Origin of the sequence: Microvirga sp. VF16 (assembly GCF_016864375.1) — a bacterium.
GTDB lineage: Bacteria > Pseudomonadota > Alphaproteobacteria > Rhizobiales > Beijerinckiaceae > Microvirga.
In genome coordinates, this window is sequence record NZ_CP069354.1 from 3,122,332 (window position 1) to 3,137,195 (window position 14,864).

The 14,864-nt window shown below is 63.2% G+C and carries 11 protein-coding genes and 1 pseudogene; 6 read left to right on the forward strand and 6 right to left on the reverse strand.

Features of this window, described 5'->3' with window-relative positions:
• Window positions 1–15: 15 nt before the first annotated feature.
• The 4 genes from JO965_RS14555 (at window position 16) to JO965_RS14570 (ending at window position 4,098) form a co-directional block, all read left to right on the forward strand.
• Window positions 16–1,371, forward strand: coding sequence for a branched-chain amino acid ABC transporter permease (locus JO965_RS14555; RefSeq protein ID WP_203439603.1), 1,356 nt, complete (start codon window positions 16–18; stop codon window positions 1,369–1,371).
• A gap of 29 nt (window positions 1,372–1,400) precedes the next feature.
• A complete protein-coding gene (locus tag JO965_RS14560) occupies window positions 1,401–2,642 on the forward strand; it encodes a threonine ammonia-lyase (RefSeq protein WP_203439604.1) in 1,242 nt (413 codons plus the stop codon).
• Between the two features lie 10 nt (window positions 2,643–2,652).
• Window positions 2,653–3,135 (forward strand): RDD family protein, encoded by a 483-nt coding sequence (locus tag JO965_RS14565; RefSeq protein ID WP_203439605.1) that lies wholly within the window; start codon window positions 2,653–2,655, stop codon window positions 3,133–3,135.
• A gap of 216 nt (window positions 3,136–3,351) precedes the next feature.
• A complete protein-coding gene (locus tag JO965_RS14570) occupies window positions 3,352–4,098 on the forward strand; it encodes an arginyltransferase (protein ID WP_203439606.1) in 747 nt (248 codons plus the stop codon).
• Between the two features lie 261 nt (window positions 4,099–4,359).
• Here JO965_RS14570 and parC read toward each other — a convergent pair whose 3' ends face one another.
• Window positions 4,360–6,606 carry a DNA topoisomerase IV subunit A gene (parC, locus tag JO965_RS14575; protein ID WP_203439607.1) on the reverse strand — a complete coding sequence of 749 codons (2,247 nt, stop codon included), beginning with the start codon at window positions 6,604–6,606 and terminating at the stop codon, window positions 4,360–4,362.
• 66 nt (window positions 6,607–6,672) lie between these two features.
• Window positions 6,673–7,404 carry a DNA repair protein RecO gene (gene recO / locus JO965_RS14580; RefSeq protein WP_203439608.1) on the reverse strand — a complete coding sequence of 244 codons (732 nt, stop codon included), beginning with the start codon at window positions 7,402–7,404 and terminating at the stop codon, window positions 6,673–6,675.
• Window positions 7,405–7,603: 199 nt separating this feature from the next.
• Here recO and JO965_RS47885 point away from each other — a divergent pair, with 199 nt between their 5' ends.
• A complete protein-coding gene (locus JO965_RS47885) occupies window positions 7,604–9,334 on the forward strand; it encodes an OmpA family protein (protein WP_246776557.1) in 1,731 nt (576 codons plus the stop codon).
• Between the two features lie 47 nt (window positions 9,335–9,381).
• On the opposite strand, the gene JO965_RS47890 is transcribed toward JO965_RS47885, so the two are convergent.
• Together JO965_RS47890 and JO965_RS47895 are read right to left on the reverse strand one after the other, a co-directional pair.
• Entirely contained in the window at window positions 9,382–10,716 is a 1,335-nt protein-coding gene (locus tag JO965_RS47890) for a tetratricopeptide repeat protein (RefSeq protein ID WP_246776558.1), read from the reverse strand.
• Between the two features lie 94 nt (window positions 10,717–10,810).
• Window positions 10,811–11,158 (reverse strand): annotated as a pseudogene (locus tag JO965_RS47895) (adenylate/guanylate cyclase domain-containing protein); the annotation flags it as partial.
• Between the two features lie 332 nt (window positions 11,159–11,490).
• Here JO965_RS47895 and JO965_RS14595 point away from each other — a divergent pair.
• Window positions 11,491–13,254, forward strand: a complete 1,764-nt coding sequence (locus JO965_RS14595; protein WP_203439610.1) for a methyl-accepting chemotaxis protein — start codon at window positions 11,491–11,493, stop codon at window positions 13,252–13,254.
• Here the strand turns inward: JO965_RS14595 and era are convergent.
• Together era and rnc are read right to left on the reverse strand one after the other, a co-directional pair.
• Window positions 13,251–14,165, reverse strand: a complete 915-nt coding sequence (gene era, locus JO965_RS14600) for a GTPase Era (RefSeq protein ID WP_203439611.1) — start codon at window positions 14,163–14,165, stop codon at window positions 13,251–13,253. The two genes, JO965_RS14595 and era, sit on opposite strands and share 4 nt — an antisense overlap.
• The gene (gene rnc, locus JO965_RS14605; protein WP_203439612.1) at window positions 14,152–14,862 is read right to left on the reverse strand and encodes a ribonuclease III; all 711 of its coding nucleotides are present in this window, start codon (window positions 14,860–14,862) and stop codon (window positions 14,152–14,154) included. The genes era and rnc overlap by 14 nt, the downstream gene beginning before the upstream one ends.
• Window positions 14,863–14,864: the final 2 nt, after the last annotated feature.

The following is a 14,864-nucleotide window of genomic DNA, read 5'->3' on the forward strand; positions in this document are numbered from 1 at the left end:
CGAAGACCCCGTTTCGTGACAGGCTCACGGCTCATCAGGATCTGGTGCTTCACCGCTGTCCTATCGAGCCTGAGTCTTTTGGCGGCTTGCGGGATCTCCATCGATGCGGAGCAGGCGCGAGTGTGCCGCTCCGCCCTGCCCGCTCTCAATCCCGACGCGGCGATCACCGTTGAACGGGTGCAGACCGGCCCCGTGCCGAGAAGCCTGCGGGTCGATTACCTGGCCCATTATCCGGACCGCCCGATCCTGGAACGCTTCGCGATCTGCCATTTCGTGGCAGAGGGACTTTCTCCCAACAAGACTGAGCTGGTGGGCCTCGCGACCGAGGAAGGACCGCTCTCCGGCGCCAGTCTCTATCTCCTGAAGCGCTACTATCTCGACACACCGGAGGGAGCTGCCGGCGATCCGGGAAGCCAGCCGGCCGCCGACGTGATCGAGATCCCGATGGATGTCGCATATTGGTTGCAACAGATCCTGGTGAGCCTGCCGCGGACGGCGATCTATGCCCTGCTGTCAGTCGCCTTCGCCCTCGTGTTCGGGCTGAGCGGACGGATCAATCTGGCCTTCGGAGAACTGGCGGCGATCGGCTCGGCGGCGACGATTGCCGGGGCCTCGATCATGCTGGGCTTCGGCGCGAGTTCGCCCGTTCTCGGCCTTGCGGCGGGTCTTGCCGCCTCTCTCTTTGCAGGCGCGATCCACAGCGCGGTCGGCGGCTACTTCACCATCGGCCGCATCGTCAGCACCAGCCCGCAGCCGAGCCTGATCGCGACGGTGGGCCTCTCCCTGTTCCTGATGGAATACCTGCGCCTCGTGCAGAGCCCCGTGACAGTCTGGCTGCCGCCCATCTGGTCCGAGGCCTGGCCTCTCTTCCGCGCCCAGAATTTTCTCGTCAGTCTGACACCGATCACGGTAATCACAGCCGGCATCGGTCTGATCGCGGCCGTAAGCCTCCTTTGGCTCGTCCAGGCAACGAGCTTCGGACGAGCCTGGCGTGCTTATGCGGACGATGCCCTTGCAGCAGCCCTCATGGGCGTCAACGGCCCTCGCCTTCTGATCCAAACATTGGCGCTTGCAGGAGCCATGGCGGGTCTCTCGGGGATGCTGATTGTTGCGCAGTATGGGGGCTTGGGCTTCGCCGGCGGCTTCCAATACGGTCTTAAGGCGCTGATTGCCGCCATCATCGGCGGTATTGGCTCGATCCCCGGCGCGATGTTAGGAGGTTTCGCGGTGGGATTGTTCGAGACCCTGTGGTCGGCATATCTCCCCATCGAAGTGCGCGACATGGCGCTTTATGCGGCCCTCGTCGTATTCCTGATCTTCCGGCCCGGCGGATTGCTGGGCTTCAAGGATCCGACACCAAGACCCGTTTAAGGGCGTATAGTAAGATTTCGGAGGACAATGTGGCCGATTACGCCATCACCATCGAGGATGTGAAGCGCGCAGCAGAGACGATCGAGGGCAAGGTCCTACGGACGCCCCTCGTGCCGGCCCCTCGCCTGTCGCAGTTGACCGGCGCGACGGTGTTCGTGAAGCACGAGAACATGCAGCCGACCGGTTCCTTTAAGGAGCGCGGCGCCGCCACGAAGCTGGAGAGTCTCTCCGAGGCTGAGCGCAAGCACGGTGTCATCGCCATGTCGGCGGGCAACCATGCCCAGGCGGTCGCCTACCACGCACGCCGCCTCGGCATTCCCGCCACCATCGTGATGCCGGAAGGCACACCCCTGGTGAAGGCAGAGAACACCCGCTCCTATGGCGCCCGGGTCATCCTGGAGGGCGAGACACTCTACGAATCCGCCGCCCGCGCCCGCGCAATTGCCGATGCGGAAGGGCTCATCTTCGTCCATCCCTATGACGACCCGAAGGTCATGGCGGGCCAGGGCACCATCGCTCTGGAAATGCTGGCCGACGCGCCTGATCTCGACCAGATCGTGGTTCCCATCGGCGGCGGCGGGCTGATCTCCGGCATCACGATCGCCGCGAAGGCGCTGAAACCGTCCATCGAGATCGTCGGCGTGGAGGCCGCCCTCTACCCGTCCTTCCGCAATGCCATTCTCGGCGAGAACCGTCCCATCGGCGGCGCGACCCTGGCGGAGGGCATCGCGGTGAAAACCGTAGGCCAGTTGCCCCTGCCCATCGTGCGCGATCTCGTGTCCGAGATCCTCCCGGTCGAGGAGGCGCTGATCGAGCGCGCGGTCAATGCCTATGCCACCCTGCAGAGGACGATGGCGGAGGGCGCGGGCGCTGCGGGCCTCGCCGCCATGCTGGCAGAGCCTGAGCGGTTCCAGGGCAAGCGGGTCGGTCTCGTGCTCTGCGGCGGCAACATCGATGCGCGGATCCTGGCCTCTGTTATGGTACGTGAGCTGGAGCGGGACGACCGGATCACTTCCTTCCGCATCACCTCCCATGACAGGCCCGGTTTCCTGGGGCGCGTGGCGAGCCTTCTCGGCAATCTGGGCGCCAATATTCTTGAGGTCTCACACGGGCGCCTCTTCCTGGACGTGCCGGCCAAGGGCGTTTCCATCGACATCACTATCGAAACACGGGACAGACAACATACATTGGAGGTGTTCGAGGCCCTTGCGGCGGAGGGGCTCGCACCGCAGCGGATCGAATCCCGCAGCCTGCCCGAGACCGCCTTTTGAGGAGAGACCGATGGTCAACCGACCGTACCCGCCGACGCTGAACTACCCGTCCTACGAGTTGGACACCCGTTTGACGGAAGGCGTCATCTCCCGGCGCTTCTGGGCCTATCTGATCGATCTGGTCGTGATCGGACTCTGGGTCGTGCTGATTTCCATCGCCATCTTCTTTCTGGGAATCATCACGCTTGGTCTCGCCTGGGGGCTGTTCTTCGCCCTGCCGCTCACGGCCCTGATCTTCATCTTCTACAACGCCTTCACCATCGGCGGAGCGTCCCAGGCAACGGTCGGAATGCGCACCATGGGCCTGCGCGTGATCAACCCGCAGACTGGCAGAGGCGTCTCGCCGCTCGCTGCAGCCGTGCATGCGCTGTTCTTCTATGTGGCGATCTCGACCTTTCTGCTCTGGGCCTGCGACGTGCTCGTCGGCTTCGTCCGGGATGACCGGCGCTTCATCCGCGACCTGCTGACTGGCATGATGGTCGTGCGGGCGTAAGCCATCGGACTCCACCGTCGCCGCCGGCCTTGTGCCGATGACCCTGGTGAGAGAAGCGCTACGGTGTCGTTCCCGGCCGGAGCGAAGCGGGGGCTCGAGTCTTTTCGGAAACAAAGCCCTGTGACATTCCCCCTTCTTTTCCTGGACGTTGCGGACACCAATGTTATCCTTGAGCGTTGATGAAGCGCTCAAGGTTTCTCCACAGGGCAATCCCGCTTGACGAGCCAGCCACGCGACGCACCGCAATTCTACCTCACCTCTCCCTCCGCATGCCCCTATCTGCCGGGTAAGGAGGAACGCAAAGTCTTCACGCATATCGTGGGGCGCCGCGGCCGTGAGCTGAACGAGATCCTCACACAGGGAGGATTCCGCCGGTCGCAGACCATCGCCTACCGACCAGCCTGCGACGCATGCCGTGCCTGCGTCTCGGTTCGCGTGCTCGTGGACGAGTTCGAGCCGTCAGGCAACTTGAAGCGGGTTTTGAAGGACAACGCCGATCTCATCGGCGCCGCCCTGCCCAACCGCCCGACATCGGAGCAATACTCGCTTTTTCGACGCTACGTCGATGCGCGCCATGCCGATGGGGGCATGGCTGACATGACGGTGCTCGACTATTCCATGATGGTCGAGGATAGCCACGTGGACACGAAGGTGATCGAGTATCGCCGGCGCGGAATCGATAGCGGCATCACCGGCAAGGGATCGGGCGACCTGATCGCCGTTGGCCTCACCGACGAGATGAGCGACGGACTCTCCATGGTCTACTCGTTCTATGAGCCGGAGATGCACGACCGCAGTCTCGGCACCTTCATGATCCTCGACCATATCCGCCGCGCGAAGGCGATGGGTTTGCCCTACCTCTATCTCGGCTACTGGGTCGATGGCTCGAAGAAGATGGGCTACAAGGCCCGCTTCAAGCCACAGGAGCGGTTGATGGCGCATGGATGGGTGCGGGTGGATTGAACGCGCACGGCGGGTCAATCGTCAACCGCGTCATCCCGGACGGCATCGGCCGATCCGGGATCGTCTGGCGAGTGTGACGCTTGAAACTCCGCGCTGTCGTTCCCGCGTAGGCGGGAATCCATAACCGCCGACGGTGCCGAACTGGTCGACGGCCGTGTTTATGGATTCCAGGCTTCGCTTTGCGGCCCCGGAATGACAGTGTTTTATTCTGATGGCGATCCCGGATCGGCTCACGCCGTCCGGGATGACCGCTTGTGAAACTTACTCCCCGAACCTGTTCGACTTGGGGAAGCCCTTCGGCGGCAGGCGGCCGGCTTCGGTGCGATCGCCCATCCAGTCGCGCAAATCTTCCTTGGCGACCGTCCAGGTACGACCCGAGGTGTCCTTCCAGGTCAGTCCTTCCTTCAGCTTGAAGACCTTGGCGTCGGAGACGCCGCCGTCCTTGTAGCGCTGGAGGCGCACGCCCTTGCCGCGCGTCATTTCCGGCACCTGCTTCGCAGGGAAGATCAGCAGCTTGCGGTTCTCGCCGATGATCGCCACATGATCGCCCTCGGCCTCGGTGCACACCACCATCTTGGCGGGCGCGTCGAGGTTGAGGATCTGCTTGCCTTTCCGGGTATTGGCCGTGATGTCGTCGGTCGGCACCACGAAGCCGCGACCATCGGTGGCGACTACCAGCAGCTTCGAGCCCATCTTGTACGGGAAGGCCGCGATGAAATCGGCACCCTCCTCCAGATCGACCATGAGGCGGATCGGATCGCCGAAGCCACGCCCGCCGGGGAGCTTGGAGGCATCGAGGGTGAAGAAGCGTCCGTTATCCGCCACCACGACGATCTTCGACGTGGTTTCGGCGAAGAAGGCGGTTTTCAGCGCATCGTCGCCCTTGAACTGCACGCCGGACAGATCGGCCTGGTGGCCCTTCATGGCGCGGATCCAGCCCTTCTCGGACACGATGACCGTGATCGGCTCGCGCTCGATCATCGCCTCCGCGAAATCGATGTCGGAGGTATCCGGAGCCTCGGCGAAAGAGGTGCGGCGCTTGCCGAGCGCCGTATCCGGCCCGAAGGTCTTGCGGACCTCCTTGATCTCACCCGCGATGGTCTTCCACTGTACCTTCTCGGAGCCCAAAAGCTCTTCGATCTTGGCCTTCTCGTCCTGCAGATTCTTTTGCTCGCGCTTGAGCTCCATCTCCTCGAGCTTGCGCAACGAGCGCAGGCGCGTGTCGAGGATGGCGTTGGCCTGGATCTCGGTGAGCTGGAAGACGCGCATCAGCTCCTGCTTCGGCTCGTCCTCCTCGCGGATGATTTTGATCACTCGGTCGAGGTCGAGATAGACGATGAGCAGACCGCCCAAGATCTCCAAGCGCCTGTCGATGGCAGCCAACCGGAAGCCGGAGCGGCGGATCAGCACCTCGCGGCGATGATCGAGCCATTCCCGCAGGCATTCCGCGAGGCTCAACACCTTCGGCACCTTGCCGCCGGCGAGCACGTTCACGTTCATCGGAATGCGGCTCTCGAGCTCGGTGAGCTTGAAGAGCGATTCCATCAGGATGATCGGATCGACCGTCTTTGCGCGCGGTTCAAGCACCACGCGGATATCCTCTGCCGATTCATCGCGCACGTCGGCGAGGAGCGGCAGCTTCTTCTCCTGCAGCAGTTCCGCAATCTTCTCGATCAGGCGGGACTTCGGCACCGAATACGGGATCTCGGTGACAACGATCTGCCAGTTGCCGCGACCGAGATCCTCCTTCGCCCAGCGCGCACGCACGCGGAACGAACCGCGGCCGGTGCGATAGGTCTCGGCCATGGCGGCCGGCGTGTCGACGATGATGCCGCCGGTCGGCAGGTCCGGGCCCGGCACATACTGCATCAGTTGCTCGGAGGTCGCATTCGGCTTCGAGATCAGATGCAGAGCAGCGTCGCAGAGTTCGGCGGCGTTGTGCGGCGGGATCGAAGTCGCCATGCCGACCGCGATGCCCTGCGAACCGTTGGCGAGCAGGTTCGGGAAGGCCGCCGGGAGCACCACCGGCTCCTCGTTAGTCTGGTCGTAGGTTTCACGGAAATCGACCGCGTCCTCGTCGATGCCCTCCAGCAGCAGCCGCGCCACTTCCGTCAGCTTCGCCTCGGTGTAGCGCATGGCCGCGGCGTTATCGCCATCGATATTGCCGAAATTGCCCTGCCCGTCCGCCAGCGGGTAGCGCTGGGCGAAATCCTGCGCCATGCGCACCAGGGCATCGTAGATCGACTGGTCGCCGTGCGGATGGAACTGACCCATCACGTCGCCGACGATGCGGGCGCATTTCTTCGGCGCCGATTTCGGGTCGAGCCGCAGGAGGCGCATGGCGTGCAGGATGCGGCGGTGAACGGGCTTCAACCCGTCGCGCGCGTCCGGCAGCGCCCGGTGCATGATGGTGGAGAGCGCATAAGCGAGATAGCGCTCCTCCAGGGCATCCTTGAGATTGATGTTCTCGATCTCGCCGCCTGCCGGTGGATTGACCGGTTTACCCATAACTCGAAATCCTCAATAGCGAATCGCTTCTTATCATCTGAAACGAGAACATAACAGAAACAAACCTTATTCGTCCCCAGCCGTAGCCAGTGCGACGAAACGCGCCCGTTCCTCCGGCGCCCTCTGCCCGTGCGGGACGAAGACGTTCTGATGCAGGAAGAAGTCCGTGAGCGCAAATCCGGCCCGGATTTCCTCTTCGCCTGGCCGGTTGGACCGGCTCTGACCGATCAGGAAGCCCGGAAGCTTGAGCAGACGGTCCTTATAGGGTTCTCCCGCCGTGGCGGAAACCGCCCGCCCGCTCTTCGGCGAGACATAGGTGAGATCCCGCTCGCTGCCTGTGGCGGCGCAGCTTGTGAGATCCAGGCCGAAGCCGAGTTCGGTCAGCATGGCAAGCTCGAACCGCACAAAGAGCGCCGGCGCGAGACCTTGATCGTCCAGGTGGTCGACCAGCACGATCAAGGTCTCGTAGAGAGCAAAATGCGGATCGCGTTCCGGGAAATAGCGCAGCAGGTGCGCCAGGGTTGCGAGGCCATAGAGAGCCATGGAGGAGCCCATGAGGCGTGCGGCCCGCAGATTCAGACCCTCGACCTGATAGGTCCCGAGATGCTCGTCGAGCCTCGCCCGCCAGGTCACGTGGACGGTATTTCCCGGCTGGAGGACGGGCTGCAGGGTCTTCGAGCGGCCGCCATGGACGAGCCCAAGATGGCGCCCGTGCCCGCGGGTCATCAGCTCGAGGATGATGCTCGTTTCCCCATGTTTGCGGACGCCGAGAACGACGCCTTCATCAGTCCATTGCATCCGTCTCGGTTGCCTTCGGCGAGAGTGCTTCCTGAACCTCTGATGTAAGCATTCAGGCGGCATTCATCCATATCTTTCAATGATATCCGCGAACTTCTAAAATTCTGTTTCAAACGCAGAATCCCGCCCTTTTGCGGAACAAACCCCGCCCATCGTCATTGTCGATGACTTTAATCTGCCAAGTGATGAATTGAGGATCATGAAGCTCTCCGGTCTGTTTCTTGCGAGTACCGCCCTTCCCCTGATGCTGCTGCCGGTCCAAGTCTCGGCCTTCCAGCCAACACCCGCAACATCTCTCGTCGTGGCCCAGGCCGGTCCTGGAACCGATGAGGAATTGCCGCCCGGTGTCCGCCCGAGACGACCGGGACAGGACGGCGAACGTGGGGAACGCGGCGCGCGCCCAGGTCAGGAGCGCCGGCAGGGCGGACAGGATCAGGGCGGCCCCGGCCCGTCCGAGGAGCGCGGCCAGCGTCCGCCGCGCGGAGCCGGCCCCGGCGGCCAGGGAGCCGATGAAGGCGCACCACGCCCCCGCCGCGAGCCCGGCCCACCGTCGGAGCGCCCGACATCGCCCTCTGATGCCGCCCCGGCACGGCCGCAGCGCCCTGCCGCCCAAGAGCGCGATCAACGGCCAGCCGAGCGCCCGCAACCGCAGGCTCCCACCGGCCAGAGCCGTCCGGCCACACCCCCACCGGCCGCCCAGCCAGCTACTCCCCCGACTCCGGCGCAGCAGCGACCGGCCGAACGTGAGAGGCCCGGACGCTCCGACAATGCCGAGAGCCCCGACCGCCTGCGCGGCCAGCGGCCGACACAGGAGCAGCCCGGTAGGCCGATTCCACCGGCAACGCCTCCTGCTGCTGCGCAGCCTGCCCCTTCAGCGCCTGCTCCCGCAGCCCCACCTGCGACCCGCGCCCAGCCAACACCTCCTCCTTCGGCCCCTGCCCAGCAGTTCCCCGCGCAGAGACCATCTCAGCAGGCAGCTCCCGGCCGAGCCGAGCCGCTCGATCCGTCGCCGGTCCGCATCGACGATCTGCGCAGCCAGCGCCGTGAGCGGCGCGAAGGCAACCGGGTCATCATCGAGGAGCCCGGCAACCGCACCATCATCCGCGAGGGCAATCAGGTCATCATCCGCAGCGACGAGAACGAGCGTTTCCGCCGCACCTATCGCGATGCGGACATCCGCACCGAGCGGCGCGGTGCCGATGAAGAGGTCACCATCGTGCGCCGTCCCGACGGTTCCGAGATCGTCACCGTTCGTGACTCGGATGGCAATCTCGTGCGCCGCGTGAGGCGCGAGCCCGCCGGCCGCGAAGTCGTTCTCATCGAGAACCAACGCCGCGGCATCGACCGGCGTCCCGGATACGGCTACGTGGAGGAGGAGGTGATCCGGCTGCCGCCTCCGGTGGTCCGTATCCCGCGTGAAAGATACATCGTCGAGACGGAACGCGCGTCCGAGGCGGACATCGTTGAGGCCTTCACGGCTCCGCCGGTGGAGCGCATCGAACGGGCCTATACCCTCGACGAGGTGCGTCGAAGCCAGCCCCTGCGCGAACGCATGCGACGTGTGGACCTCGACACGATCACCTTCGAGTTCGGTTCATGGGAGCTTCCGGACGATCAGATCGGCTCCATGTCCGGCATCGCCCGCGGCCTGCAGGAGGCCATCTCCCGCAATCCGAACGAGATCTTCCTCGTGGAGGGTCACACGGACGCGGTCGGTTCGGACGAGGACAACCTGACCCTGTCCGACCGCCGTGCGGAGACCATCGCGACGATTCTGACGCAGCGCTACCAGATCCCGGCCGAAAACCTGACCACGCAAGGCTACGGTGAGCAGTATCTGAAGGTGAGTACGCAGTCGCCGGAGCGCGAGAACCGCCGCGCAACGCTGCGCCGGATCACCCCGCTGCTGCAGGGCCAGAACCAGCAGTAAATCGCAGGGCCGGGAGGATTTCATCCTCCCGGCCCATTCTGGGGCAGTCACTCCGAAAGACCGGCCCGCTGTAGGCCTTCCGCGAAACGGCCCAGAACCTCCTTGCTGAAGGCCAGAGACTCGCAGATGTCCGCGATCCGGATGCCCGGGTAGCTCCTGACCAGATCGCCCACACGTTCTCTCGCCTTGTCGAGATCGCCGGCCCATGCATGGGACGGGGCCAGCGTCCGGCAGATCCAGGTTGCGCTCGGCTTCGCGTTCAGTGCCTTCTCCTGCCATTGCGCAGCCTGGTCGTAGCGCCTTGCAATGAAATGGGCACAGCCGATCCCCATCTCGCAATTGAATGCCATCGGATCAAAGGGACTCAAGCGAAGCGAGCGCTCGAAATGCTCGATCGCGACCTCCGGATTGTCCCGGTAGTTGTGCAGCCACCCACTCCGGTTCCAAGCCCAGGCTGAGTTCGGGTCGAGAGAAAGTGCACGATCCAGCATGGATGCGGCGCGCTGATGTTCCCGCGTGATCGTCAACGCGGCACCGAGCACAGTCAGGATGAACGGATCGTCATGGGCAATCGCCGCAGCAGCTTGCGCCTGACGCAAAGTCTCACGCTTATCTTCCTGCACATTCTTGGACCAGTTGTAGACAATCTGCTGCCCCCGGCACCACGCAGCGAGAGAGAGCGCAAGCGGATAACCAGGATCGAGAAGGAGAGCCTTATCGAGAAGCCGCGTTGCCTCCTTGTTGGCCTCGCACTCCAGCGCCCAGACGTAAGGCAGGGATCGCATGACAAGATCGTAGGCGTCGAGGTTCTCGGGCCGTTTGCGCCTTGCCCGTTCAATTTCGGCAGCCCGGATGGAGGGCTGGATTGATCCGACGACACTGGCTGTAATCTGATCTTGAAGATCGAATACATCCGCTATCACGCCATCGTAATGCTCGGCCCAAAGATGCATCCCGCTGACGGCATCAACCAGCTGCGCGGTGATGCGGATTTTCTTGTCGGACCGCCTGACACTACCTTCGAGCACATACCGCACGCCCAGCTCACGCCCGATCTGTGAAACGCTTACGTTTCGGCCTTTATAGGCATAGGCTGAGTTCCGAGCGATGACGAAGAAGGATTTGAAGCGTGACAGGGCGGCGATGATGTCCTCAACGATGCCGTCTGCAAAATATTCCTGCTCGGGATCCTTGCTCAGATTGACGAAGGGCAGGACTGCGATGGATGGTCTGTCCGCATAGGAAGAGACGGATCGAGGCTCAGCCGACAGCGCCGATGGATTCAGCCCTTCCAGGAGGCAATAAACCTTGATGGGCCTGCCGATGTTCTTGAACCGATATTCCCCCCGATCCTCGAACTCGTAGGAGAGCTTGTCCCTCACCTCCTCGTGGACTTTTCCCGACAGACAGATGCCCCCCCGGCAATGCCATCTTCTGTAGGCGTGAGGCGATGTTCACGCCGTCACCGAAAATATCTCCGTCCTCCTCGATGATGATGTCGCCAAGGTTGATCCCAATCCTCAACTGGAGGGGTTTGGCACGCTCTCCGCCAGATGCTTGGGAAACTGCCTCCTGAAGAGCTACGGCGCAGCGAACGGCTTCGACGGGGCTTGAGAATTCGCAGAGAAATCCGTCCCCGATAGTTTTTACCAAACGACCATGATGGGCACGGATCCTCGGCTCGATGATCTGGCGCCGCAGCTCCCTGAGACGGGCGAGAGTCCCCTCCTCATCTTTGGACATGAGGTCTGAGTAGCCCACCACGTCAGCGGCGAGGACAGCAGCGAGACGTCTTTGCGCCGTCTGTTCAGAAGAGCTGCTCATGGCCTCTCCAGGACGTCGACGTCGGCACTGATGGGCTACTTCAGGAAAGCTTTGCCGGGAACAGATTGCCTTCCCGTACTTTTCTACAATCCTTTCAGGATAAACCCTTAAGTCTGATCTGGTTGCGTTCAAAAGTTGCGTCGAACCGGGGCAAATCAACGATTTCCATGTAATCTCATGCACTGCTGCATGTCTGTCGGCGTTCCCGAAGTGGCGAGAGCAATCTGAAGGGCCTAGAGCGCTGTACTGACGCTCTACTACCTTAGGAGAACATCCCTCAAGTATTCTGCCTTCGTTAACCTTTTAACGTGACGTTAGGTTAAGAAAATAAAATGAGGGGCCCGACGATGTTCGGCATTCTGCGGCGCGCTCAACACATCGATGCTTTGGACAATACCGTTCAGATCGTCACGGAGGAAACGATCCCGTCAATCCCGCGCGAAAACCGCCTCAATACCGAGGTCGTAGACGCGTTGGAGGCTGATGTCCTGAAGGCGATCCAGGGTGTCACCCAGGCGATCGCGGTGGCGGCCGCGGATGTGGCGGCTGTCGAGAAGGATCTGGCGGATATCCGCAGCCATGCCGGGGAACTGGCCTCGGCCGGCCGGACCGCATCGCAGGAGACCCTCTCGCTCGCGTCCTCCACGGAGGAACTGGCTACCACATCGGCCGAGATCGGCCGAGCAATGGATCATGCGAACGAGCGGATCGACAACGCGGTTCAGGCAGCCCAGAAGGCCAGCGCCCTCATCACGCAACTCTCGGCCGCCACGGCGGAAATCGTCGGCATCGTCGACACGATCTCGACGGTGGCGCGACAGACCAACCTTCTGGCCCTCAATGCCACGATCGAAGCAGCGCGAGCCGGCGAAGCCGGAAAGGGCTTTGCGGTCGTGGCGTCCGAGGTGAAGGCTCTTTCCACACAGACCGCCCGGGCGGCCGATGACATCCGCCTACGCATCGACCATCTGCGCGAGACCGCGCAGGCGTCCACGAGCGCCGTGACGGAGGTGGTCGACGTAGTTCAAGGCGTCCGGCCCGTCTTCGACACGGTGCGCAATGCCGTCGGCGAGCAGAATTCCGCCATCGGCGAAGTATCCCGCTTGGCGAGCGTGACCTCCGGCAGCGTCGACAAGGTGAGTCAGTCCGCGGGCGAAGTAGACACTATCTCCCTCAACGCCAACCACAGAGCCCATCAGGCCGATCAGGCGACGAAGACGGCGGATGGATTGGCGAAGGCTTTGGGGCAACGGTTCGTTACCGTCATGCGCCAGAGCGAACTCGGCGACCGGCGACAATCCGACCGCCTGCCTGTCGATCGCCCAGCCACTATTTGGATCGGTGGACGGAACGCCGCCACGCGGCTGGTCGACATTAGCCACGGCGGCATTCTGCTCGCGTCGGTCGCCGAAATTCGGATCGAGGCCAGTGCGACAGCTGAGATCGAGATTCAGAATGTCGGCCGCGTCAGATTGCGCGTCGTGGCAACGAGCACGATGGGTATCCATTGCGCCTTCGACAGGCTCGACGCCGAAACGCGAGGCCGTATCGACGGCTTCATCGCTCAGGTCGAAGCGGCCTATAAGCCACGCATCCTGCTCGCACAGGAAACAGCCCGTCAGGTGGAGACAATGATCGAGCGGGCGTTATCCGAGGGCACGGTCTCGCGCGAGGCGGTCTTCGACACGGATTACAAGCAGCTTCCCGGCACCGACCCCGTTCAATACAGCACGGTCTATCTTTCGACCTTCGAAAGGCTTCTGCCCTCGATCCTGGAGCAGGTTCTAGCCTCCGACCCGGTGATGGCCTTCTGCCTCGCCATCGACCGCAACGGCTATATCCCGGTTCACAACAGGATCTATTCGCAGCCCCAGCGCGCCGGCGACCCGGCGTGGAATGCAGCCAATGCCCGGAACAAGCGTATCTTCGACGATCGCGCCGGCATCACGGCCGCCCGCTCCACACGCCCGTTCATCGTGCAGGCCTATGCGCGCGATATGGGCGGCGGCAAGATCGTGATGATGCAGGAGGTCGATGCCCCGATCCGTATCCTCGGACGTCACTGGGGTGGGTTGCGCACGGCCTATAGGGCTTAACCCCGCGGGAACTCCAGGCCCATCTCGCGATAGCGCTCGGGATCGTCGCTCCAGTTCTCGCGCACCTTCACGAAGATGAAGAGGTGCACGGGGCTTTCTGCGATCTCGGCGATCTCCTTGCGGGCCGCCTGGCCGATGGCCTTGATGGTCTGGCCGCCCTTGCCGAGCACGATCTTGCGCTGACTGTCGCGCTCCACGAACACGGTCTGCTCGATGCGCACCGAACCGTCGGGGCGCTGCTGCCACTGGTCCGTCTCGACGGTGGACTGGTAGGGCAATTCCTCGTGCAGGCGCTCGTAGATCTTCTCGCGGGTGATCTCGGCGGCCAGCATGCGCAGCGGCGCATCGGAAATCTGATCCTCCGGATAGAGCCAGGGCCCTTCCGGCATCATCTCGGCCAGCTGACGCTTCAGAGTCTGGATGCCGTCGCCCTTCAGCGCCGAGATCATGAAGGTGTGGGCGAACGGCACTTTCTCGTTGAGCTTCGCGGCGAGGTCCAGGAGCTTCGAGCGTTCGATGAGGTCGATCTTGTTGAGGATCAGCACCTTCGGGCGCTTCAGCTCCGGCAGCTTCTCGAGGATGGCCTCGGCCTCCTCGTCGATGCCTTTACGCACATCGAGCAGAAGGGCGATGACATCCGCGTCGCCTGCTCCACCCCAAGCCGAGGTGACCATGGCGCGGTCGAGGCGGCGCTTCGGCTTGAAGATACCGGGCGTGTCTACGAACACGATCTGCGCCTCGCCCTCGATGGCGATGCCACGCACGAGGGCGCGCGTCGTCTGCACTTTGCGCGAGACGATGGACACCTTCGAGCCGACGAGCGAGTTCAGGAGGGTCGATTTGCCCGCGTTCGGCGCGCCGATGAGAGCGACGAAACCGGCCTTGGTGTTGGTCTGCTCAGGCTGCTCCATGCTCTTCCTCCGTCCAGACGCCCTCTCTCAAGAGAAGGCTTCGCGCCGCAGCCTGTTCCGCAATGCGCTTCGAAGTGCCGAGACCGAATTCGCTTTCGGCACCCTTCACCTTCACCATGACCCGGAACTTCGGCGCGTGATCGGGGCCTGTCTGCTCTGCTACGGAATAGGTCGGCGGCGGAAGGCCGCGGCCTTGAGCCCATTCCTGCAGGGCGCTCTTGGGATCGCGCAGGGGGCGGCGAGGTGTCTCCAGCAAAGTCTGGAACGAGCGCTCGACGAGATCACGGGCAGCTTCGTAACCGCCATCGAGGAAGACGGCGCCGATGATCGCCTCGCAGACATCGGCCAGGATGGTCTGATTGCGCCGCTCGCCCGAATGCGCCTCACCGGCGCCAAGCTTGAGATAGGGCCCGACGTCCCAGGCGATGGCGATCTCGGCGCAACTTTCCCGCCGCACAAGTTCCGCCAGACGCCGGGAGAGTTCGCCCTCGGGTGCGTTGGGAAAGGTCTTGATGAGCAGCTCGGCGATGGCGAGACCGAGCACGCGATCCCCTAAAAATTCCAGCCGCTGATAGCTCTGACCCGCCGCCTGGGGCGCGCTGACATGGGTCAGCGCCTCATCCAGGAGTTCGGGCTTTTCAAAGCGATAGTCGAGCTTCTTCAGAAGCTCATCGAGGTTCGGCTTGCGTCGGGCCACGG

Excerpts from the sequence above, each read along its gene's own strand:
- JO965_RS47885 (WP_246776557.1), top strand. The coding sequence starts at position 7,604 with ATGAAGCTCTCCGGTCTGTTTCTTGCGAGTACCGCCCTTCCCCTGATG.
- parC (WP_203439607.1), bottom strand. The coding sequence starts at position 6,606 with ATGGGTAAACCGGTCAATCCACCGGCAGGCGGCGAGATCGAGAACATC.
- JO965_RS14595 (WP_203439610.1), top strand. The coding sequence starts at position 11,491 with ATGAGGGGCCCGACGATGTTCGGCATTCTGCGGCGCGCTCAACACATC.
- era (WP_203439611.1), bottom strand. The coding sequence starts at position 14,165 with ATGGAGCAGCCTGAGCAGACCAACACCAAGGCCGGTTTCGTCGCTCTC.
- recO (WP_203439608.1), bottom strand. The coding sequence starts at position 7,404 with ATGCAATGGACTGATGAAGGCGTCGTTCTCGGCGTCCGCAAACATGGG.
- JO965_RS14565 (WP_203439605.1), top strand. The coding sequence starts at position 2,653 with ATGGTCAACCGACCGTACCCGCCGACGCTGAACTACCCGTCCTACGAG.